This is a genomic window from Chryseobacterium sp. NFX27, from assembly GCF_049887855.1.
Classification (GTDB): Bacteria; Bacteroidota; Bacteroidia; order Flavobacteriales; family Weeksellaceae; genus Chryseobacterium.
Window position 1 is genome coordinate 96,366 of the sequence record NZ_JAGEKK010000001.1, and the last position, 23,501, is coordinate 119,866.

Consider the following 23,501-nt stretch of genomic DNA (forward strand, 5'->3'; position numbering starts at 1 on the left):
TTATTGTTTGTAGTTATACTGATACTCTTTTATTTTTTTCGGTACTGAAGTTCCACTGTTGTCTTTATCCATTCTCTTGGTCACTTTCAGTCTCCCTGCATCATCATACTCATATATTTCTCTCATGCCTGACGGTGAAGTCATGCTTGTAAGCCCAATTAAGGGATCATAGGTGTAAGTGGTAACCAAATAACCAGCTAATGCCGGATTCTTTTTAAAATTATCCAGTGCCAGCAATAATGCAGGCTCAGTACTTCCATTGAGATTATCATTATCCGAAGCAGTGACAATTGCAGAGACAAGTGATGATATCTGGGCATAGGTTGCCCCTTCTACTTTGGCAATCAATTGGGTTTTATGATAACCGTATACAAAAGCCGTAGGAAAACCTACAGCATTGGTAACCTGCAGTAAATTACCTTTATCATCATACAGGTCCATTTTCATATGCTCCTTTACGCTTCCGTCATGGATATTGGTTGATATAATAGAGGAGGGGAGAAGAGAGGAAGCGTTGTATTTCGTTGTTGCCTTTGAAAGTGTTTTGCCACTCTGCTTTTCTTCAACAATTACCGGGCTGCCCGTCATATATGCTGTTTCCAGCTGGCTGTACCCCGGCAGATTCACGGGATAGGTCATAAACCTTTCACTCACCTCACCATCTACTATGGATTTTGTGTAAACCGGCTTAAAAGCATTTCCTTCGATATGTGTTTCAGAAGAGTTTTCAAGCTTCTTTCCGTCTTTATAATATACGGTACTTTTGTTAAGAGTCTTCTTTACATAAGCGGGCTTAGAAGAGAACTTTCCACCGGGGGCATTTACAGCATATTCGTCTGTTGAATAATAATCAAGTTCATACTCACTTTCCTCACTGGACAAAAGATTATTCTGCTCGTCATAGATTTCCCTTTTAAAAGGAAGCCCCTGCTTGGTTATCCTATAGTAAGGCCAGAAGTAAACAGGTTCAAGCTGAGTTCCTCCAGTCTGATATTTAGGATAATCATTCGCTGTTTTAAATCTGTTCTTAATATATCCTTTGCCTGTTTCCGAAACTTTTACGCTATTATAAATAATATAAGAAGAGTTGCTGTACTGGCCAGTATCTGCTTCATTATAGAATTCGTATCCGCTGGTGCTGTTGACCATATCAGTTGAATCATATCCATAATTAATAGTACGCTCAGCATTTGTGTCCGAACTATTTTTATAGAATTTGGTATTTTTTATTCTGTAACCCGTTGCGGGCATGGAATTTCTAAAAGGACCGGGGCGAAGCATGGCTCCCAATATATTAATGGTTCCTGTACCGTTTAGTCCCTCGATAGATATGAATTCTACCGTATAATCCCCTGGCTTACTGGAAAAACTAAACTCCTGTAAGTAGTTGCCATTCACAATCATATTATCAAATATAACCTCGCTACCTCTTTTTAATTTCATTTTAAGGCGCTTTGGTGGAGTGGTATTTGCAACATTAAGATCAGGAAGTCCTGGAAGATCCGGGAAATCATCGTCATCTTTTGGAGGATATTGATGGGTTATTTTAAGTTCCCCCCTAAAATATTGTTTTTTATTACTATCACCGGGAATTGTAAAGTTATAAGACATACTTTGAGAAGAGTTTACCGCTAGGGAAGCAACGTTACTGCTGATTTGAAAATCTGGGTTATAGCTGTATTCTTCTAATCCCTGTAAATAATTGGGATCATTATAATTAAAGAATTTTTCATTGGCTTCATAATTATATTCGGTAACACCTCCTGTAGGAGAGATGATTCTTTTCAGCATTTGAGAATCAGAATATACAAATGAGGTTTGTTCTACTCTTTGCCCGTTTTTATCATTCTTTCGGATATAATTCAAAAGTCTTTTCCTTTCAGAGGCTTTCGCCGGAAAATCTGCTATACTGTAATTGAGATCATAGGAATATACAGTTTGCCCTGCCGGGTTTTTCATGGTAATTTTCTCAAGGCTGTAAGGATCATTTACCGTTTCCTTAAGTGCATCATTGTATATATAATCCAGTACTACCTTGCCGCTGGGCGTGGCTACTGACTTCAGCTTGCAGTATTGATACATAATATACCCGCCCGATACCTCATTTTTCTTTTCATATTCCAAAGAAGCCACTTCCGTATTTAAAGGGCTTAAGATCTTAGTTAAAAAATAGGCAGATTTAAATCTATAGGTTGCGCCATCAGTATAACCGCATGTAGTTCGGCTGTAATCAAACTCGTTGAAAATATACTTGTAGCCATTGTCTGTGGTAATAGAAAAACTTTCGGCTCTGAATGTATTGGTGTCGGTATTATCTCTTATATATTCTATTTTGGAATGATCTGGAGTAAGATTGATTAATGAAAATGTATTATTGGTAACATCCCTTTTTATTCTGAACTTGCCAGAGGCACCCGGAAAATTGTAATAATATATATCATTATATTCATTACTAGAGTTATTAAAATAGCATTCATCAACTTCATCCACAATTTTTTTATAGATAACACTAGTACCAAAGAATGACCATCCTGCGCCCACATCACCGGCAGTTTCTGATTCCAAGAGGTTGTTCAGATTATAGCTTAAGTTAAAAGGATACCCTATTCCCTTATCTGTCAAAGGCACATTAAGTAATGGAATATTAATCTCAGGAAGACCACTCGCCAATGATACTGGAATATCTGAATATGTAGACATAGAGGACATAGAAGGTGAGGCAATAGGCGATGTTACCATTCCTCCATTTCCAATTCCCAACTGGGAATAATAATTATCGGCAGATATCAGTAATACTGCCCACATTAATAGGTACTTTTTCATAGTTATGTTTTATTTTTTAATTAATTTAGCATTTGCCGTTTTCCCCATATCCGTTTTTATCGTCACCAGATAAGCGCCCTGAATCAAATTCTGAGTGTTAATCTTTGTCACTTTATTCTTTGCCTTTAAACTCTGAAGCTGTCTTCCACCCATATCATACAACAAAATATCCGCTTCTTTAAATTCAAAACCGATTTCAACATAAGCATAATCTGAAACAGGATTTGGATAAATCTTGATGTCCTGTTTTTCAATCAACTGATCAAGCTGTTTATCTCCCAGCTTTACAATCTTCCAGTTTTCTTTTCCAAGTTCCTCTGCGCTGGTTCCTGCCAGAATAATGGAACCATCCCTGTTTAATTTTATATCAGAAAGTCTCTCTTCCCGCTTTCTGGATTCACCTTTCACATGCTTTCTCCACTGCTCATTTCCATCGGCATTGAGATAAAGCATCCAGAAGGTTTCATCATCAGTCTCAATTTTTCCTTCTGCCTGTGTGTAACCACCAAGTAAAATTCCTTTTGAAGACCTGCCATCTGCCGAATGAAGAACACTCGTTCCCATCAGAATATCTCTATTTCCAAAACTGTAAGACTTTTGCCATGTTTCTTCACCTCTTTCGTTTAAAGAAATCAACCATAAATCGGTTCCCTCTTCTATACCTGCGGTTTTGTTCCCTGATCTTTCGGATCTTGATTCTCCGCCAATGATGTATCCATTTGAAGTTAAAGCCAGCGTTCTCAGGTGATCATCTCCTTTTCCTCCAAAATTCTTTTCCCATTCTGTTTTTCCGGTTTGATCAAGCTTGATCACCCAAAAATCTCCTTCTCCAAAGTTTTCTGTTTTCTTTGAGCCGCCTGTCGTGCTTCTGGAATAGATCCCTAGCAAGGCACCTCCATCTTTGGTAGGAATTATTTTTTCAACTTCATCCAAACCTTTCCCGCCTAAAATAAACTGAGACAGTTCTTTTCCATTCTTATCAAGTTTTACAACCAAAACATCTTTGGATCCGTAACCTTTAGTAGGCCCTTGAGCCTGAAGGGTGACATTTCCAGCTACAAAGAATCCTAAGTCTGTTGTTTGAATGACTGATCGTGCTTCTTCATCGGATGCTGATCCTAATGTTTTCTGCCAGAGTTCATCTCCGAATTCATTAAGCCTAATCAGCCAAATATCGGATCCGCCTTTGGAATCGTCTTTTTTATCAAGTCCTTTCCCTGAATAAGAAGTCCCGGCCAAAAGAAAGCCTCCTTCCTGAGTAGCGATGGAAGCAGAAAGATAGTCGTGGTTATTTCCGGAGAAATATTTTTCCCAGACCTCTTCGCCTTGTTGGTTAAGCTTGACTAAATGGAAATCGTAGCCATTGTTTTGTTTTCCAGCTGTGCCCTGAGGCTTCCGAAGGGTACTGGATTGGATACTGCTTCCTATAATCAGATACTGCTGATCTATGGTTGTCGTCACCTGGCTTAAGAAATCCTGAGTAGAGGATTTGATGTCTTTTTGCCATACTATTTTCTGGGCCGATAGGCCTAAGGCTGTGCACATCGTAAATGCACTCATGTAGAGTTTTCTCATCTATTTGTGTATATTAGTTAGTATAATTTGCAAATTTAACATTTTTTTAACACGCGCAAGTCATGTTAATGTGATTTAATCTAAAATTTATCCCTTTCAGTGTTATTACGTGCTTATAGGCAAAACGACAAAGCGTGTCGTATTATCAATATGATACCACAAAATATGATGATAGTTATGTATAATTGGAGGAACAGTGTTCTATAATAAGCCCTATGACTCATTATATTCAATAACAGTTCATATAATCACACGTCATTACAGAAGCTTATCCAGCCAGTCGCTTTCCAGTCTTTTAATTTTCTGAGTTTTCGAATCAACCAATACCCAAAGTGTACTTGAATCCACGACAAGCTGATCATGACAATAAAATTCAACTTTTCTGGGCTGCCGGATTCCTTCGGGAGCTTTTGGATAAGTTTTAACGGTGATCACATCTCCAAGATAAACCTGCTTTTTATATTGAATATGGTGATCAACGAGCATCCATATATCTTCCGGATACTCTGTTTTTTCCTTTACTTTTTCCCAGTGCTCACCCGCTATTTCTTCTACCCAATGCACATACTGCACATTGTTGACATGGTTATTCCGGTCTATATGTTCTTCCGTAACCTGAATCTGTTTCTGATATATTAAGTCCATTTTTTCGGCTTCATTAATCACCAAATATAGGGACTTTAAGCTTTTTTATTTATTCAAACGAAAAAACCTTCTCAAAACTGAGAAGGTTCACCTCTGAAAAATTTTATTTTAATATGGAAAATAATCAATGAAACTGTGCCGTTTCCGTAGAGTCTTTCATGGCTACTGTTGCCGAAGAACCGTTAGTTACTACGTTCTGAACCTCATCAAAATACCCGGTTCCTACGAATGACTGGTGTTTTACTGCTCTGAATCCTTTCTGCTGAAGGGCAAACTCACGTTCCTGAAGTTCGGAATAGCCTGCCATTCCTCTTTCTTTATAAGCCAAAGCAAGCTCAAACATCGCCGTATTCAAAGCATGAAAGCCTGCCAGCGTGATAAACTGGAATTTATAACCCATTTTTGCAAGCTCTTCGCGGAAATTAGCCATTTCTTCCACACTAAGCCTTGCAGCCCAGTTGAATGACGGTGAACAGTTATATGCCAGCATCTTTCCCGGAAACTGTGCATGAATTCCCTCTGCGAACTTTCTTGCCTGCTCCAGATCAGGATTAGATGTTTCCATCCAGATCAGGTCTGCATACGGTGCATAAGAAAGACCACGGTCAATACCCTGCTCCACTCCATTATTTACCACGTAGAAGCCTTCGGAGGTTCTTTCTCCGGTTACAAATTTTTTATCTCTGTCATCAATATCCGAAGTCAGAAGATCTGCCGCATCTGCATCTGTTCTTGCAATAATAATACTTGGCACACCCAAAACATCCGCTGCTAAACGGGCCGCAACCAGCTTATTAATAGCTTCCTGAGTAGGGACTAAAACTTTCCCACCCAAGTGTCCGCATTTCTTTGCTGAAGAAAGCTGGTCTTCAAAATGAACTGCTGCTGCTCCGGCCTCGATCATCTGCTTCATCAGTTCGAAAGCATTAAGGTTCCCTCCGAATCCTGCTTCTGCATCTGCTATAATCGGAACCAGATATTCCTTATTTCCGTTTCCACTTACCGACTGCACCTGGTCTGCTCTTAATAAAGCATTATTAATTTTCTTTACTACAGAAGGCACTGAATTGGCCGGATAGAGTGACTGGTCGGGATACATTTCCCCGGAAAGGTTCGCATCAGCAGCCACCTGCCATCCTGAAAGATATATAGCTTCCAGTCCCGCATCCACTTCCTGAACTGCCTGGTTTCCGGTTAAGGCACCAAGCCCTGCCACATAATCCTGGTTATTCAGTTTGTGCCAGAATTTTTTGGCCATTTCTGTCGCAATGGTATAGTCAATCGTATAAGAACCGCGAAGCTTCAATACTTCTTCCGCCGTATACGTTCTTTTTACTCCGTTCCAGCGGGGATTATTCAGCCAGTCCTGTTCTATAGCCTGGATTTGTTCTTGTCTTGTTTTCATAATATTTGGATTTATTGTTTGTTAGATTTGAGTTTGAGGGTGAGAGCGTTTGAGGGTTTTAGAGTCTGTGAGTTTTAGAGTAGGTTGGGTGATAAGTTTAGATATGAGTTATGAGTAGACTTTTTTAGAACAGAATCTTTCCGCTTTTTTACACGTCAATTCTCTTACACTAAAAACACTCTTACACTCCTACTCTAAAACTCTCCCACGTTAAAATACTCACTCAATAAACGGGTACGCTTTCAAAGTCAGGAATTCCTCAAATTGTTCTGAGAATATCAGTTCATTGAAAAGTTCTTTAGCTAAATTGAATTTTCCGTTTTTAAAACGCTGTTCGCCTACATATTTCTCTATATGTTCTATTTCCTCAGCTTCCCATTGAAGGAACATTTCACGGGTCAGAACAAGACCGTTATCAAGTTTGGCGTCGTTTTTCAGCCATTGCCAGATTTGTGTTCTTGAAATCTCAGCAGTGGCAGCATCTTCCATCAGATTGTAAATGGCCGCCGCACCGGTTCCCATCAGCCAGCTTTCGAGGTAAAGAATACCTACATTAATGTTCTTCCTTACTCCCTTTTCGGTAATTTGACCTTGCGGAACTTCCAGCAGATCGGTTTCTTTGATATGGTATTCAAATTTTTTATCAATCTGATTTTCTTCCGGCATATATTGATCAAAGACATCTTTTGCAACAGACACTAAAGCGGGATGTGCCACCCAGGTTCCGTCATGGCCGTTCTTCACCTCACGTTTTTTATCATTACGCACTTTTTCAAAAGCGAGACTGTTGGCTTCATAGTTATCTTTTACAGGAATTTGTGCGGCCATACCTCCAATCGCATGAACGTTTCTTTTATGGCAGATCTCGATCACTCTTTTTGAATAAGCGCTCATAAAAGGAGAAGCCATAGTTACCTGATCTCTGTCAGGAACCGTAAATTCGGGAAGGTTTCTGAATTTTTTGATAAATGAAAAAATGTAATCCCATCTTCCGCAGTTCAGACCTGCACTGTGTTCCTTTAATTCAAATAAAATTTCATCAATCTGAAAAGAAGCTGTGATCGTTTCTATTAAAACAGTAGCTTTAATAGTCCCTTCAGGAATCCCCAGGTAATTTTGGGCAAAAACAAAAACGTCATTCCACCATCGGGCTTCTTGGTAGTGCTCTAATTTCGGGAGGTAGAAATACGGGCCGCTCCCGTTTTTCAACAGGTGTTCGGCGTTAGAAAAAAAATAAATTCCAAAATCTGTCAGTGAGCCGGATGCTTCCTCCCCATTGATCTCGATATGCTTTTCCGGAAGATGCAGTCCTCTTGGCCGTACCTGAAGAACAGCTGTTTTTTCGTTGAGCTGGTAAGATTTCCCATTTTCAGCAGTGAAATCTATATTCCGCTGCACTGCATCTGCAAGATTAATCTGTCCCTGGATACAGTTTTCCCAGGTTGGCGAACTGCTGTCTTCAAAGTCAGCCATAAAAGTTGATGCCCCGGAATTTAATGCATTGATGATCATTTTCCGGTCTACAGGCCCTGTGATCTCTACTCTTCTGTCCAACAGATCAGCGGGAAGTGGCGCACAGCTCCAGCTACCGTTTCTCACTTCGTCGGTTTCAGGTAAAAAGCCGGGAAGATTTCCCGAATCAAAAAACTGCTGTGTTTTTTTTCTTTCTTCTAAAAGCGTCAATCTTTTTGGGTTGAAATTCTGATGAAGAGCCACTAAAAAATCTGTCAGTTCCGGAGTGAAAATTTCTCCAAACTGCTTCTGAGCTTTTATTTGTAATTGAGTTTCTGTTTCCATAACCTATTGATTTTGTGATTTGATCTTACAAACATAAATAAAAATATTCACAATTAGCGAACGTTCGCTAATTATTTTTAAAATTTATTATGCGAATAATCGCATTCATTCTTTATATTTGATTATGAATTCAGAAAGTGATTTTATCAAAACCGTGTTCGGTTTGAAGCTGAAACAGCTAAGGCAAAAGAAAAACTGGTCTCTGCAGGATCTTGCTGTAAAGACGGGCCTGTCGAAATCTTATTTAAATGAAATTGAAAACGGAAAGAAATATCCCAAGCATGATAAAATCATCCAGCTTTCGGAATCATTAGGCTGTACTTTTGATGAACTGGTTTCTACCAAGCTGGATAAGAGCTTAGCTCCTTTTAACGAGATCCTGCAATCGGATTTTTTCAAGGAGGTTCCGCTGGATCTTTTTGGCATCAGCAAAAACAATCTCATCAGCATTATCAGCGATGCTCCGAAAAAGGTAACCGCATTTATCAATGCACTTATTGAAATCTCCCAGAATTATAATTTGGGCAAGGAGCGTTTTTATTTTGCCGTGCTCAGGTCTTTCCAGGAGCTTTACGATAATTATTTCCCTGAAATTGAAGAAAAGGCGATGGAATTCATCAGGGAAAACGGACTGGATGCCAGTAAAGACCTGAGATCCTCTGTTTTGGAAAGCATTCTTACTGAAAAGTTCAATTACCGCATAAGGTCGGAAGATTTTGAACAGTTCGGCACTCTGGACAACCTGCGTTCTCTTTTTATTCCCGAACAGAAGCTCCTTCTGCTGAACCGGAAACTTGAAAAAGATCAGAGAACATTTATCCTGGCCAAGGAAATAGGATTCAGTGTCCTGGAATTAAAGATCCGTCCGAACACCTATTCATGGCTGGATTTCGGAAGTTTTGAGAAAATTCTGAACAATTTTTATGCTTCGTATTTCGCCGGAGCTTTACTGATCTCTAAAGAACAGACTCTGGAAAAAACCACTGAATTTCTCCTTCAGCATACCTGGGAGCCAAAAAGCTTTGAGGAACTGATCGCAGGCTTTACAGATTCCCCTGAAACTTTTTATTACAGGCTCACCAATCTTCTTTCTTCCGAATTGGGCATTAAAGATTTATTTTATCTGTGCTTAGTCAAGAAAAAGGATTCGGATAAGATCCAGATCTTAAAGGAACTTCACCTTAACCATCAGCAGGCTCCGCATGCCAATGCGACCAACGAGCATTACTGCCGGAGATGGATCGCCGTAAAGAACCTGCATCATTTAAAGGAAAACGAAACGCTTACAGATGCCCAGATCTCGCATTATAAAGATCAGGGAGTCAGCTATCTTGTTATTTCAACATCACAGAAAAATCCTTTTTCGGACGGAAGCAACAGGAGTTATTGTCTGGGAATTTTATTAAATACACAAACTATAAAAAAGATCGGTTTTATAAAATCTCCGACTTTAAAAACAATTAATGTAGGAGTTACCTGCGAATCCTGCAGTATTCCGGATTGTGAGGTGAGGCAGGCACCACCGGTCCGGCTGGAAAAGGAGCACTTTAACCTGAGTATGAAGAACGCCATTGAGAAGATCAGGAAGCAGTTGATAGTTGATAGTTGATAGTTGATAGTTGATAGTTGATAGTTGATAGTTGCAAAATTAAAACTTCGACATCCAGCTTCTAACCTCTAATTTCTAACTTCTTATTTAAAAAAAACACCAATGATATTAGATTTATTTTTCCCCAACCGATGCATTGAATGCAGCCGGATCACAGATGCAGATCTTTTAGTCTGCAGCTTATGTTTTGAGCAGATTCATTTTACCCATTTTGATTATTTCAGTGAAAATATCATCAAAGAAAAATGCAGACTTCTGTTTCCCGTTGAAAACACTTATGGATTGATGAAGTTTGAAGAAAGCGGCCTGACCAGGAAACTTATTCATGAACTGAAATACAAAAGCAGAGAAAAAGTGGGTAAGACTCTTGCTGAATGGACAGTGGAACGTCTGGACTTCAGGGATGAAAAACCTGACATTCTCGTATCTGTTCCGCTTCATCCCAAAAAGTTAAGAGAAAGAGGCTACAACCAGCTGCATTTATTTACAGAGGCATTGTCTACATTTTATCAGATTCCATTTGACCATGAATTGATTCAAAGAAACCATTATTCAAAAGCGCAGGCTTTAAAAGATAAGAAACACCGCCTGGAAACAGTGAATCCTTTTTCTCTTTCAAAACCGATTTCCGGAAAACACGTTCTTTTAATTGATGACGTTTTTACTACCGGAAACACTGTATCATCTATTGCCTGGGAGATTTTAAATGCGGGAAACAACAAGGTGAGTGTTTTGGTAATGGCGGTGGATGCGTAGTAAAGGAGTATGAGGGTTCGAGAGTTTGAGAGTTTGAGAGGTTTAGAGTTTGAGAGTCTTAAAAGAAGGAAAATACAGTTTAAGGTTTCCAAGTGGGATACCTGTGATTTACATGATTATTAAAACCAACACTATTACCCTTCAAATTCTAAACCTCTCAAACTCTCAAACTCTCCACTCAACACCTTTTCTCTTCCGATTCTTTTTCTTAATTTTCCGGCAAACTATTGATTATGAAAAATCTGCTTTTGCTGCACGGTGCGTTGGGACACAGTGATATTTTTAAGCCTTATGAAAAGGAGCTTTCAAAGTATTTCAATATTCATACACTTTTATTTTCGGGGCACGGAAATACAGAACTACCGGAAAATGCGATCAGCATTGAAAAATACACTGAGGAAATAAAGGATTATTTAGAAAAAGAAGATGTAAAGGATGTCTGTATTTTTGGACACAGTATGGGAGGCTATGCAGCCCTTTGCTGTGCGCTAAGATATCCTGAAAGAATCAATTCGATTATGACTCTGGGTACAAAATTCGACTGGACTGAAGAGCAGGCTTTAAAGGAAAGCAAAATGCTTGATCCGGAAGCTATTCTTCTGAAAGTTCCGAAATATGCAGAGCAGCTGGAAAATCAGCACGGTGCAAAATGGAAACAGCTTCTGCCTGCCATTGCAGAGATGATGGTTGCACTGGGTAAAAATCCTCCTTTGAATGAAAGCAGCCTTTGGGCGATTAGCATTCCTGTACAGATTATGACGGGAGACAAGGACAATATGGTAAGTATAGAGGAAAGCCTGAGTGCTTTCCGCAGTATTCCGAATGCAAAATTGGCCATACTTCCGGATACCAAACATCCTATGGAAAAAGTACGGCCTAATTTATTATTTGATCTGATGAAAGATTTCTGGAACCTTTCTTAGAGACTGTTTAAATTTTTAAAATCTCGCTGATTTGGCAAATTCCGCAGATTTTTATAACTGAAATAAATCTGCTACAACGACTTAATCTGCGGGAGAAATATTTTTCTTCAGTATTATTTCTGCATAATAATTATTGAAGAAAATTTAAACGGGCTCTTAGTATTTATCGCTGGAGTTTTTCACCGTAGCTTAAATCTCCGGCGTCACCTAGTCCTGGTGTGATGTATCCTTTTGATGTCAATCCTTCATCGATGGCCCCTACCCAAATTTTCGCTTCAGGGTAAGCTTTTTCGATGGTTTCCACTCCCTGTCTGGACGCAATTGCCGCTACAATATGTAACTGAGTCGGAGTTCCGTTGGTCAACAGGTCTTTGATCGCCTCAATTAATGATGCCCCTGTTGCCAGCATTGGATCTGCTACGATCAGTGGTCTTCCTTCAATATTCGGACAGGTAAGATAATCCTGCTTGATGGAGAAGTAATCATTGGCATCATGCTTTCTGTAAGCTGCAACGAAACCACAGTCTGCTCTGTCCAGGTAGCTCAGGATTCCTTCAAACAAAGGAACACCAGCTCTCAAAATTGTAGTGATCACCGGCTGAACGACTATTTCCTGAACTTTAATCTTATCTAAAGGGGTTTGGATCTCTACTTCTTTATATTCCAGTTGTTTACTGATCTCAAAAGCTGCAATTTCACCGATACGTTCCATATTTCTACGGAATCTCATTCTGTCATGCTGGATGTCTATATTCCTAAGCTCATTGATCCAGGAGTTAACTAAAGAAAATTGTTTTGACAATACAATTGTATTCATTATTCTGAAAAAACTTTTATTAAAATATTAAATTTAATATGAATAAAATCCCTCTTAGAAAAATCTAAAAGGGATTATTTTTTATTTCTGTCTGAAATACACTTCGATAGGAACTCCGGTAAATCCGAACTGTTTTCTCAATTGGTTTTCAGTAAATCTTTTGTAAGGCTCTTTTACATACTGAGGAAGGTTGCAGAAAAATACAAACTGCGGTGACGGCGTCGGAAGCTGTACACAGTATTTGATTTTAATATATTTCCCTTTGTTGGCCGGTGGCGGAGTCTGCTCAAAAATAGGAAGCATTACTTCATTTAACTTTGAAGTTTTGATCTTTTTCTTACGGTCTTCATACACAACCATTGCCATTTCCACAGCTTTCAGGATTCTCTGCTTCGTTAATGCTGAAACAAAAAGAATTGGAATATCACTGAACTGACCGATCTTCTCTTTAATTGAGTTTTCAAAATCTCTAACGGTGTTGGTTTTCTTATCTTCAATAAGATCCCACTTATTCACAACGATAACAATTCCTTTTCTGTTCTTTTGTGCTAAACCGAAAATATTCATATCCTGAGATTCCCAGCCCAGCGTTGCATCCACCATAATAATCACAACATCTGAAAATTCAATAGAACGGATAGATCTCATTACGGAATAGAATTCCAAATCCTCATTTACTTTAGATTTCCTTCTCATTCCGGCAGTATCCACTAAAACAAATTCGTATCCGAATTTATTATAAAGGGTCTGGATACTGTCTCTTGTAGTTCCCGCAACATCTGTTACGATATTTCTTTCTACATCCAGTAAAGCATTTGTTAAAGTAGATTTACCAACGTTGGGACGGCCTGCGATTGTAATTTTCGGCAATCCCTCGAAAGGATCTTTATAATCTGTTGTAGGGAAATCTTTAACGATATCATCCAGAACTTCTCCTGTTCCGGAGCCTGTAGCTGAAGATAAAGTGTAATATTTTTCAATTCCTAACTGGTAGAATTCAGTAGCGTTTATTTCCTCTTTGGCAGAATCTACTTTATTGATAACGATATAAACGGGTTTGTTTGATCTTCTAAGAAGTTCGTGAATTTCGTAATCGGTATCAGTAAGGCCTTCTTCTACATTCATCATAAAAATAATGGATGTAGCTTCGTCTATTGCCAGCTGAACCTGCTTACGGATCTCTTCTTCAAAAATATCATCCGTTCCTACATCATATCCGCCGGTATCTATAACTGTAAAATCTACTCCGTTCCAGTCAGATTTCCCGTAATGACGGTCTCTGGTAACACCAGCCGTAGAATCTACGATGGCTTCCCTTCTTTCTAGTAAACGGTTAAAAAGTGTGGATTTTCCTACGTTGGGACGCCCAACGATTGCGACAATATTTGACATAAAAATGTTTAATAAATGAAATTATTAATGGGTATCTCCAACTTTTGGAGCCCAATTTTTTGCAAAGATAAGATTTTATTATTTAGCTGATGAAAAAGTACAATTTCTGAAATAAATTTATACCCCAATCATCATTCATCTATTCAATTAAAAATCATACAATTATAGATGAACATTGTTTTTTTTATTATCAACCTCAAAAAAATACTTTTTCAGTTAAATAATTTTTTATAATTTCGCGCCACCAAAATAAGCAGACCTATAGTGTAACGGTAGCACTCCGGTTTTTGGTACCGTCAGTCGGGGTTCGAATCCCTGTGGGTCTACATAAAAGCAATCTCCTGGTTTACAGTTGATTGCTTTTTCATTTTGATTAAGTTTTAATCGGCTTGATATTGTATTAATTTATCTTTGTGTGATTTCCGTATATTATCAGGAGTTAAGAAATAAGGTACTTTTTGAGACAGCCTCTTATTTTTATCTCCACACGATGCAATCGTGCGGGAGCGGGGATAAATCTTATTAAAGCCACTCGTTGAGCGGCTTTAATAAGATTATTTAGGGTTAAAAAGATGAACAACTTCTTTTGTCTCCTTTTCAGACAAAATAGGGGGATCAAATATTACATCTCGGATAATTTTCTTTTTAATCGTATCAAAAAGCATTTCACCTTTTATGTATTGATTTTCACTATCATGAGTAAATGTATATACAGCATATGGTTCTCCTGTTTTACTGTAAAAAATCCATGGCCCTTTTCTAAGATATAAGGCTTTATTTTTAAAAAAATTACCTTCTCCTTCATTAGAAATTTTACCACTTTTATAATATACTTTCGTTGTATAATTATTAGGAGCTTTATGTAAGTAAGAATAAGAGTTTACTTTTTGATTAGGATAATATTGGTATATTTTAACTACAACTCCATTATTATATAAGTATTTACTATCTAATTTCTTAGAATTATTATATACTTCTGAACTAACCAATCTTCCTTTTTTATAGGTCGTCTTTGTGGTAGTTCCATTTTCTTTAGTTAATTCTGTATAATTCTCTTTTTTGCAAGACTGCAATAAGAAAATGAAGAATGCTAAGCTTAAATATTTCATGTTATTTTCGAGATTTTGCTGCACTATCAACCTTTGCTTTTACATATGGATTTGAAATTTCATCATAATTACTTCCTGTATGCCAGTTCTGGTATATATCTCCAACTTTTGGTACTTTAAACTGCATTGTTGTATCTTTTCCGTTATCAAAACTAACTTTCGCATCAATAATTGTATCGTTATTAACCTTAGTCTTTTGTCTGCCACCAAATAGTGACTGAGCTAAATCAGCTAATGCTGCTATATCAACTCTGTAAGCCATAATATCTTTCCAATCATTTCCCCTGCTTAAACTATTCACACTTCCTCCCATAAAACCATCTAAACTTACTATTTTATCTATATTACCCCTAAAGAATGGGTTGGTATAATTTAAAGGAGCAGCACCCCCTAAATTTGTATAAAAATTTCCACCTTCATTTCCCAAATGTGATAAATAGTTTGTAAGATCAAAAGCTCCTTTCCCTTTTATAGTGATCCCTCCCGCAGTTGTCAACATTCCAGATGAGTTATCTCCAGATGAATCACTGTAAGTACCATCAGCATTTAAAGAATATGATACTGATCCACTTGTTTCATCTACAATTTGACCTGTTTGTGCAACACCATAAACATTTGTATATCCAGCATCCATCGCTTCTTGAGTAGTATTAATATTTGCTTTATAGGTTAATTTGTTGCTACCATCTTCAAATATCTGATGTATCCAACCTAGGCTCTCTCGTCCATCAGGATCAATAAACCCTATCGGATTATTGAACGCATAATTATAAGGACTATGACGGGTCATCTTCTCCGCCAGCGGATCTACAACACCCCATCTTCCAATATCCGGCATATAAAATCTTGCGCCATAGTCATACATACCCGTTTCCTGAAGTTCCTTACCGTTGTACTTGTACTGATAACTATAATTCCCAGGTAAACTGTTATAGCTCTTATGTTTCAATCCAAATGGGTAGTAATTGTTCTCTTCAACCACTTCAAGCATGGCTCCATTATTAAAATAGCTCAATCTTACATTTCCTAAATGATCAAGATAATTATAAATATACTTATTTTTTTCAAAATCAAAATAACCTTCTGATGTCGGTGCAAACTTTAATGTCGGAACTGTAGGAACAGTAGATCCTAACGATTCCAGATTGTTGTATTGAAATCCATCTAAGTAATCAGTTTTCTGTTCGGCACCCATTGGTATATACCTTTTCGACACTTTCGTTCCGTCGGCTCTATAGGTATAATATGTGTTATTGGTAGAGTTAACAAATACTGTTTCTGTAATGCTGCTCGGTAGATTTAGGAAATTATATGTAATAATCATTTTGTTTTTATCGGGATTACTGGTCATATTCCCATTAGCATCGTACTGCATTGTATTTCCTTTATATCCACCAATAGATGACACTAAATCCTTAACAGAGGTAAGCCTATTCCCTTGATACGTATAGTTAAGGTTATTAATGAAATTGGCAGCTGTATTTCCTACTATCAATTCAGAAGATCTTTTTAAATTGGTAATATTACCATTCAGATCATACTCCAGCTTCTCAAAATATTCTTTCGCAGAAGGATTGCTGTCTTTCTGATAAAAGCCTGCTGAAAGCCTATTTAAGCTATCGTAAACATAGCCGTATCTTCTCAGGTGATCATTAGCTGCGGTAGAAGTTCTCCAGTCTACCTCTGCAATATTCCCATTATACCTCGGTATTACTTTCAAGTCAGGAAAATCGGTATTGGGCGTTTCCAATCCTTCAACCTGATTGTATTTGATTTTATATCCAAAAAGGTCATTTCCCAAATTGACTGGATCATTGATATTGGTCATCCATCCACGAATGTTATACTTATAATCGATGGTCTGTAAAGGAGATGCTAAGGATATTCCCCCTACTTTTTTATTTTCAAGCTGTGAGAGCTCATTATACTTATTCTGAGTCAGGTATTCAACAGGATTGCTGCCTATCTGATGGGTATGCGTCAGAAGCCTGTTCTGGGAATCATACGTGAATTTTTCCACGATGCCTTTTTCAGGATCCGTGATCAATCTTCTGTGATAGGTATTGCTCTGAAGGACCATTCCCGCAAAATCAAGCTTATGATTAACAACAGTATATCCTCCCAAATGATTGTTACTTCTTGAGCCTATATTTCTTCCTTTGGTATCATACCAGATAAAGTTCTTTGTCCATTTGTCATCTTCTATATTTTTGATATAGGAAGCGGTAAGCATTCCTTTGGTGGTTCGTGAATTGGCCGGGTTATCGGTCAAAAGATCCTGTGCAAATACATTGGTGACTGTTGGGGAGCCTGTGGGGTAAGTGTCATAGTAATTAACACTCAAAACAGACTGGATATCTGAAGGAAAATAATTATTACTGTAGTAAACCGTCATTCCACTTTTGGCAAAACCTGTGGCATTTCTGGATTCGGTAATTACCAAGTCTTTAATTAAATCCTGTAAAGCAGCTCTTTCTCCTGCTGAAATAATTCCTGTAAGGATCGCTCTTCCAAATGTATCATATTTGGTCATGAGCCATTTATTTTGTACATCCATTACAGCATCCTGAGAAAGAATCAGTCTGTCAGTTTTGTCGTATACCATGTATTCCCAGCCTTTGCCAGGAAGTTTCTTTTCTACAAGTCTGCCCCTGCCATCATAACGGTACTGATAGCACAAGTCATTCAACACTGTTTCTGTAACAGGCCCGGCTAATGCTTTGGGAGGAATAACAAAGGCCAGCTGGTTATACTCATTATACACGTAATAAGTATCTATATTCCCTCCATTATTAACCTTTCTTACGAGCATAACCTGCCCCTGTCCGTTTTTGAATTCTATGGTAACATTACCGTCTTCATCAGTTACCGTATTTTTATACAGCTGGTTAGCAGGAAAATACTCCAGAACCAATGCTGACGATGTAGCATTATTGACCCAGGTAGTATTGGTGGTAAATTTATAGACTTCATTCTGAGCATTGGTGCCATATTGAAAAGTAACGGGTTTGTTTGCCCAGGCAGTGCCTACCTGGATCTGCTGCTGGATCCTGTCCAGCGGAGAGTTTTCAAGTATTTTTTCTGCATAGATCTTTTCTGAACCATAAATACCGGGCTGGGCAGCATTGGCCAGAGGAGTAGGAACAATGGCTCCATTCAGGGTTCCTCCTTGCGGAACAGGTAAATAGTCTTTTACCTGTCTTCCGAAAGCATCATATTCGATATGGGTAACCACATCTTTTCCCAGTGGGGAAGCTTTTATATTCACTACCTGTTTTGGTCTTCCCAAGCCGTCAAAATACTGAACGGTTTCTGAGGTTTTTGGGCTTGAAAGGGCAGGGTCTGAAAGGTATGTTTTTGAATAGACATAATTTTCTGTCGGTGAAAGCTGCGCATGAACTAACCCCGCTATAAATAATGCACTGATCGGTATTAATATTTTTTTCATCGTTGTTAGTTTTTGTAGTTGTATTTGTATTCTTTCACAATTTTATACACTGGATTTCCAGCTGCATCTTTATCCAGCTGCTTCACTTCTTTCAGTCGATTAGCGGTATCATAAACATAAACTTCCCTTATTCCGGACGGAGGGGTAATGCTTGTGACACCAATTAACGGATCGTAAGTGTATGTAGTTACGAGCTTATCAGCCAGTAGAGGCATTTCTCTAAATCTTTCATAAATGTCAAGAAGGTCTGCTTCCTTGGAGGGATCTGCTGCATCTGCATCTGAAGAAGCTGACATCCACGGCACCGTATTTTCGATCTCATTATAGGCTATGCCATCTACTTTTGCAATAGGCTTTGTTTGGTTATACCCCCACAGGATACTTACAGGAACACCTTCCTTTGTAGTATACTGTAGCAGGTTCCCTTTATTATCATATTTATCATACTTAATATCAGTACTTGAAGCAGTAATATTGAGTATATCATAAGTCTTTACCGATACTGGTAACACTAAATTTACTGAAGCTGGATCTGGAAGAGACAATGGATAAATCGTTTCTTTTTTAGACAATATCTTAGAGGAGTTACCTACCATCTTTGTAACAGCAGTTTCCAGAGGAATACCCACCATATTTTTACCGATCATCAATTGATTATTTTTCTCATGTGCATACTGAAATGAAGTCTCATTAGCCGAAAGCTCTGGGTCAATTGTTTTTTTAGAAGTAAGCTGAACATGTTTAGGGTTGTTATAGAAATACTGGGTTTCAGATTTCAGTTCCTGTCCATTCAGATAATCTGTTATTTTTTGAGATTTTAGAAAAGTAAAATAGGATATATTTTCATACTGGATGATAGAAAGGTTATTCACGATCTCGGAATGGGTAAAACTTGCCCCTGGAAGCCCAAAACACTCATCATATGTAGTTCTGTCTACATTATTTGCTCCGTCTGCAATACATCTGCCATTATAAAAGGTATGGTAATGGACAGCCAGACAGTCGGTCTCTGTATATTTTTTATTAGCATCTTCAGTGGTACAGACCCTTGTAGGATCGGGAATAAAAGTAAGCAGATCATAGTCTGTTCTTACTCTCAGGCCTCGTACCGAATATTGGCGACTGTCATCCTTCTCATATTCGTTAACTATTTTCTTTAGTAAGCTGTTGTTTTTATCGTAATATTTTGACACAAGTTCTCTTCCGTTATTCCAGCCGAAGTTCGTCCAGGGTGCACTTTTAATATCCGCTCCCTGCATGATCTTTCCATAATTATCCACTTCCGTTGAAAACTCGTGAAATGTATACCCTCCATCTGTACCTGTAGATTCAATGACAGATTTATAAAAAAATGCCGGATGCGAAGGATAAAGGGGGTTGAGATTATCCGATGAAATATTGATATAGGGAAAATCATCAAAAAGTGAGTTGTCCAACTTGCAGAATCTTCCGCTTGTAGATCTGTCGAGATAATAAGGTTTTTGTACCTGAATTCCTGATGACATCCCCGCAGTTCCAGTGTTATAATTATATTTTTTTATGATAGGTGGACTGCCTGCCGCATCATAAGAGGCTATTTCTTTTACCCTTAATCCGCCAACAGGAATGTTATCGGGTATTTCTTGGTCTTCTTCTGGAATATAATGGACATTCAGGGAACCTACCGTACATCTGAAGTTAGCCTGAAGTTTCAATTTTACCTGCATACCTTTTGGCACTACATAACATTCTGATCTCATTCCATTTACCGGAGTTGGCATGTTTGCGAATCCCGGACAGTTACTTGCAGCGTTTTGTGGAACGGGTTGGTTATTTTGATCTACCGCCCAGAAGGCAGAGGTGTGATGGCCTGGTACTTCAGCACTTATCCCCTCACATTCATCATTATAACCACTGAACATAACCGCGAGCATATACTGTGCCCTCTTGTTATCAATTATGGTCTCGTCTAAGAGTTTATCATCAGGACTGCTGACTAGCTTTCTATGGACGAAAAGCTGTGCTGCAGTTTTTGGAGGGGTAACGACTCTTGTTCCACCATAAGTATTACTTTCATAGTCCAACAAGGTGTAGCCTTTGGTGGGATAAATAATTTTTCTCAGCAGACCCTTTTTAGCATTTTCCTCAACGATACTTTGATCAGCCCAATTATAAATTACATCTCTTACCAATAAATCATCCACCTTAGGCACAAGGGTCGAATTACTTTTGCCATTAAAGTAACCATATATATCCCTGCTGTAAGAAAGCCTCTCTGGTGCCTGCTCGGGAGCTATATATTCAAAAGAATATTTTTTTAAGGATTTTGTTTCTGTAATTTCATTCAGGAAGATCCTTCCATTAGTAGTTTTTGTATAGTTGAAAGTATAGGACTCAACCACTGTGTTGTTAAGCATCTTTTTGATTTCTGAAACCTGTCCTGATTCATCGATTACCAGCTGGCTGTATGAAAACAGAATTTCTCCTAGAGAGACGCTGCTGCTATATATTCTTTTCAACCGTTTTCCTTTTACATTCTGAAGATTGGTCATAGCCGATGATACTATAGGAGGCATATTGTAGCTGTTAACACAGTTCCCATGTTCGTCTACCCAGGAATAAGTAGCACCAACAGGTGTCATGGTCATGGTCTGGGATCTTGACAATACGGTCGTATAGATTCTTTCTTCATATTCAAAATATATTTCTTGATCCTTAGTATCTTTTATTTTGGTTAAATACCAGGCTGAAATATTGGTTCTAGGGATACTATGTGCTCCTCCGGTTTGTGAATTGGTGGTGATTTCTTTTTCAGCAAAGTAATATTTTGTACCATCTTCAATGGTTATAATAAACTGTGAATTTGCAGTGTCTTTTTCTATCTGCACATTTTGCTGGGAAATCATGACCGGGAATCCTCTTTTATCAACGACAAAACTAAAGCTGTTATTTCCAAAACTTGCATAATATATATCAGGTTCGGAATCTACAGAGCCTGCACTTACGGCTTGCAGGTAGGTCCTTACATTATTATCTTCTACCCCAATCGAATCCAGATCGGGTGGATTGCTGAAGCTGATGTTTGGATTGGTCTTTTCATCAGGAATTCCTCTTACAACCCTCGTAATTACTCCTCCCGCAGCTAACTTCCATCCCAGGCCCACCAGACCGGATTGTTCATCCACCCGTATTCCACTACTGGAATAATTGAGCTTAATAGGAATGTCATTTATTTCAGAAGCATAATTAATAATTGGAATGTCAATATTGGGTGTTCCAGTAAACATGCCCACCGGAATGTTTCCGTAAGTTCCAAGCTTATAAGCTTCAGGGCTTGGTGGGGTTATATTCACCTGAAATTCTGCCGGATTGTTTACACGTTCATCCTGCTGAGCAAAAGTGTGCATGGCTAAAAGAGCAGAAACTAAAATTATTGTTTTTTTCATTTGGTTTTTGTTTTATTTCTTAATTATTTTGGCATTAGCAGTTTTATTGGCATCAGTTTTTATTGTAATCAGATAAGCCCCCTGAATTAAATTTTGGGTATTAATCTTTGTCACTTTATTCTTGGTTTTCAAATTCTGAAGCTGTCTTCCGCCCATATCATACAACAGGATTTCTGCCTCTTTAAAATCAAAACCGATTTCAACATAAGCATAATCTGATACTGGGTTAGGATAAATCTTAATGTCCTGTTTTTCAATCAGCTGATCAAGCTGCTTATCTCCCAGCTTTACAATCTTCCAGTTTTCTTTTCCAAGCTCTTCTGCACTGGTTCCTGCCAGAATAATTGAGCCGTCTCTGTTTAATTTTATATCTGAAAGTCTTTCTTCTCTCTTTCTGGATTCACCTTTCACATGCTTTCTCCACTGCTCATTACCATCGATATTGAGATAGAGCATCCAGAAAGTTTCATCATTTGTTTCTATACAACCTTCTGCTTGGGTATAGCCCCCTAACAAAATTCCTTTGAAAGACCTGTCATCTGCTGAATGAAGAACACTTGTTCCCATCAGAATATCCCTGTTTCCAAAATTATAAGACTTCTGCCAGGTTTCTTCACCTCTTTCGTTTAAAGAGACCAGCCATAAATCTGTTCCTTCTTCTATGCCTGCTGTTTTATTTCCTGATCTTTCGGATCTTGATTCGCCACCAATGATGTATCCATTTGAAGTTAAAGCCAAAGTTCTTAGATGATCATCTCCTTTTCCTCCAAAATTCTTTTCCCATTCTGTTTTTCCGGTTTTATCAAACTTGATCACCCAAAAATCTCCTTCTCCAAAGTTTTCTGTTTTCTTTGAGCCGCCCAGGTTGCTTCTGGAATAGATGCCTAACAAGGCTCCACCATCTTTGGTAGGAATTATCTTTTCAACTTCATCCAAACCTTTCCCACCTAAAATAGACTGAGACAGTTCTTTTCCATTCTTATCAAGTTTTACAACCAAAACATCTTTTGAACCGTAACCTTTAGTTGAGTTCTGAACATTCCCAGCCACAAAAAAACCAAAATCTGTTGTTTGAATTACGGATCTGGCTTCTTCGTCTGAAGAAGTTCCTAAAGTTTTCTGCCAAAGTTCATCTCCGAATTCATTAAGCCTAATCAGCCAAATATCGGATCCGCCTTTGGAATCTTCTTTTTTATCAAGTCCTTTCTCTGAATAAGAAGTCCCGGCCAAAAGAAAGCCTCCTTCCTGAGTAGCGATGGAAGCGGAAAGATAGTCGTGGTTATTTCCCGAGAAATATTTTTCCCACACCTCTTCGCCTTGTTGGTTTAGTTTTACTAGATGGAAATCGTAGCCGTTGTTTTGTTTCCCAGCTGTACCCTGAGGCTCCCGAAGGGTCGTGGATTGGATACTGCTCCCTGTAATGAGATACTGCTGATCTATGGTTGTGGTCACCTGGCTTAAGAAATCCTGAGTAGAGGATTTGATGTCTTTCTGCCATAATACCTCCTGGGCAGAAAGCCCTAGGACCGTGCATAGAATACATGCACCAGAGTAGAATTTCTTCATCTGCTTGTGTATTTAGTTTTTATAATTTTTCAAATTTAACATTTTTTTAACACACCCAAGTCATGTTAATGTGATTTAATCTAAAATTTATCTTTTCAGTGTTATCACGTGCTGAATTTTACAGGCAAATCTACTCTTGCAAAACGACAGAACATGGCGTATTAAATTTATAGGTACAACTATTTTTAAAGTAATAATTGAAAACTTTATC

At 38.2% G+C, this 23,501-nt stretch carries 14 protein-coding genes and 1 tRNA gene; 4 read left to right on the forward strand and 11 right to left on the reverse strand.

What is annotated here, in order from left to right; genetic code table 11:
• The 5 genes from J4Q03_RS00505 to aceB form a co-directional block, all read right to left on the reverse strand.
• Complete coding sequence (locus J4Q03_RS00505; protein ID WP_426046299.1) at window positions 1-2,823, reverse strand: hypothetical protein; 2,823 nt, start codon at window positions 2,821-2,823, stop codon at window positions 1-3.
• Between the two features lie 9 nt (window positions 2,824-2,832).
• Window positions 2,833-4,398, reverse strand: coding sequence for a T9SS type A sorting domain-containing protein (locus tag J4Q03_RS00510; RefSeq protein ID WP_426046300.1), 1,566 nt, complete (start codon window positions 4,396-4,398; stop codon window positions 2,833-2,835).
• A 258-nt stretch (window positions 4,399-4,656) separates the two neighbouring features.
• Window positions 4,657-5,043 (reverse strand): acyl-CoA thioesterase, encoded by a 387-nt coding sequence (locus tag J4Q03_RS00515; RefSeq protein WP_426046301.1) that lies wholly within the window; start codon window positions 5,041-5,043, stop codon window positions 4,657-4,659.
• 124 nt (window positions 5,044-5,167) lie between these two features.
• A complete protein-coding gene (aceA, locus tag J4Q03_RS00520; protein WP_426046302.1) occupies window positions 5,168-6,448 on the reverse strand; it encodes an isocitrate lyase in 1,281 nt (426 codons plus the stop codon).
• A gap of 219 nt (window positions 6,449-6,667) precedes the next feature.
• Window positions 6,668-8,245 carry a malate synthase A gene (gene aceB, locus J4Q03_RS00525; RefSeq protein ID WP_426046303.1) on the reverse strand — a complete coding sequence of 526 codons (1,578 nt, stop codon included), beginning with the start codon at window positions 8,243-8,245 and terminating at the stop codon, window positions 6,668-6,670.
• 124 nt (window positions 8,246-8,369) lie between these two features.
• Between aceB and J4Q03_RS00530 the strand changes: the two genes are divergently transcribed.
• The 3 genes from J4Q03_RS00530 to J4Q03_RS00540 all read left to right on the forward strand — a co-directional run bounded on the left by J4Q03_RS00530 (window position 8,370) and on the right by J4Q03_RS00540 (window position 11,533).
• Complete coding sequence (locus J4Q03_RS00530; RefSeq protein WP_426046304.1) at window positions 8,370-9,854, forward strand: helix-turn-helix domain-containing protein; 1,485 nt, start codon at window positions 8,370-8,372, stop codon at window positions 9,852-9,854.
• A gap of 102 nt (window positions 9,855-9,956) precedes the next feature.
• Entirely contained in the window at window positions 9,957-10,610 is a 654-nt protein-coding gene (locus J4Q03_RS00535) for a ComF family protein (RefSeq protein ID WP_426046305.1), read from the forward strand.
• 233 nt (window positions 10,611-10,843) lie between these two features.
• A complete protein-coding gene (locus J4Q03_RS00540) occupies window positions 10,844-11,533 on the forward strand; it encodes an alpha/beta fold hydrolase (protein WP_426046306.1) in 690 nt (229 codons plus the stop codon).
• Between the two features lie 163 nt (window positions 11,534-11,696).
• Here the strand turns inward: J4Q03_RS00540 and upp are convergent, their stop codons facing one another.
• Together upp and der are read right to left on the reverse strand one after the other, a co-directional pair.
• Window positions 11,697-12,350, reverse strand: coding sequence for a uracil phosphoribosyltransferase (gene upp / locus J4Q03_RS00545; protein WP_426046307.1), 654 nt, complete (start codon window positions 12,348-12,350; stop codon window positions 11,697-11,699).
• 81 nt (window positions 12,351-12,431) lie between these two features.
• Entirely contained in the window at window positions 12,432-13,742 is a 1,311-nt protein-coding gene (gene der, locus J4Q03_RS00550; protein ID WP_111961019.1) for a ribosome biogenesis GTPase Der, read from the reverse strand.
• A gap of 255 nt (window positions 13,743-13,997) precedes the next feature.
• Between der and J4Q03_RS00555 the strand changes: the two genes are divergently transcribed.
• Window positions 13,998-14,068: transfer RNA gene (locus tag J4Q03_RS00555), tRNA-Gln, on the forward strand.
• A 228-nt stretch (window positions 14,069-14,296) separates the two neighbouring features.
• On the opposite strand, the gene J4Q03_RS00560 is transcribed toward J4Q03_RS00555, so the two are convergent.
• From J4Q03_RS00560 to J4Q03_RS00575, 4 genes are read right to left on the reverse strand one after another with little or no spacing between them, the layout of a single operon-like run.
• Window positions 14,297-14,851 carry a hypothetical protein gene (locus J4Q03_RS00560; protein WP_426046308.1) on the reverse strand — a complete coding sequence of 185 codons (555 nt, stop codon included), beginning with the start codon at window positions 14,849-14,851 and terminating at the stop codon, window positions 14,297-14,299.
• A gap of 1 nt (window position 14,852) precedes the next feature.
• On the reverse strand, window positions 14,853-18,299 hold the full coding sequence (locus J4Q03_RS00565; protein WP_426046309.1) for a DUF6443 domain-containing protein: 3,447 nt from the start codon (window positions 18,297-18,299) through the stop codon (window positions 14,853-14,855).
• Window positions 18,300-18,304: 5 nt separating this feature from the next.
• The gene (locus J4Q03_RS00570) at window positions 18,305-21,724 is read right to left on the reverse strand and encodes a hypothetical protein (RefSeq protein ID WP_426046310.1); all 3,420 of its coding nucleotides are present in this window, start codon (window positions 21,722-21,724) and stop codon (window positions 18,305-18,307) included.
• A 12-nt stretch (window positions 21,725-21,736) separates the two neighbouring features.
• Complete coding sequence (locus tag J4Q03_RS00575; RefSeq protein ID WP_426046311.1) at window positions 21,737-23,290, reverse strand: T9SS type A sorting domain-containing protein; 1,554 nt, start codon at window positions 23,288-23,290, stop codon at window positions 21,737-21,739.
• Window positions 23,291-23,501: the final 211 nt, after the last annotated feature.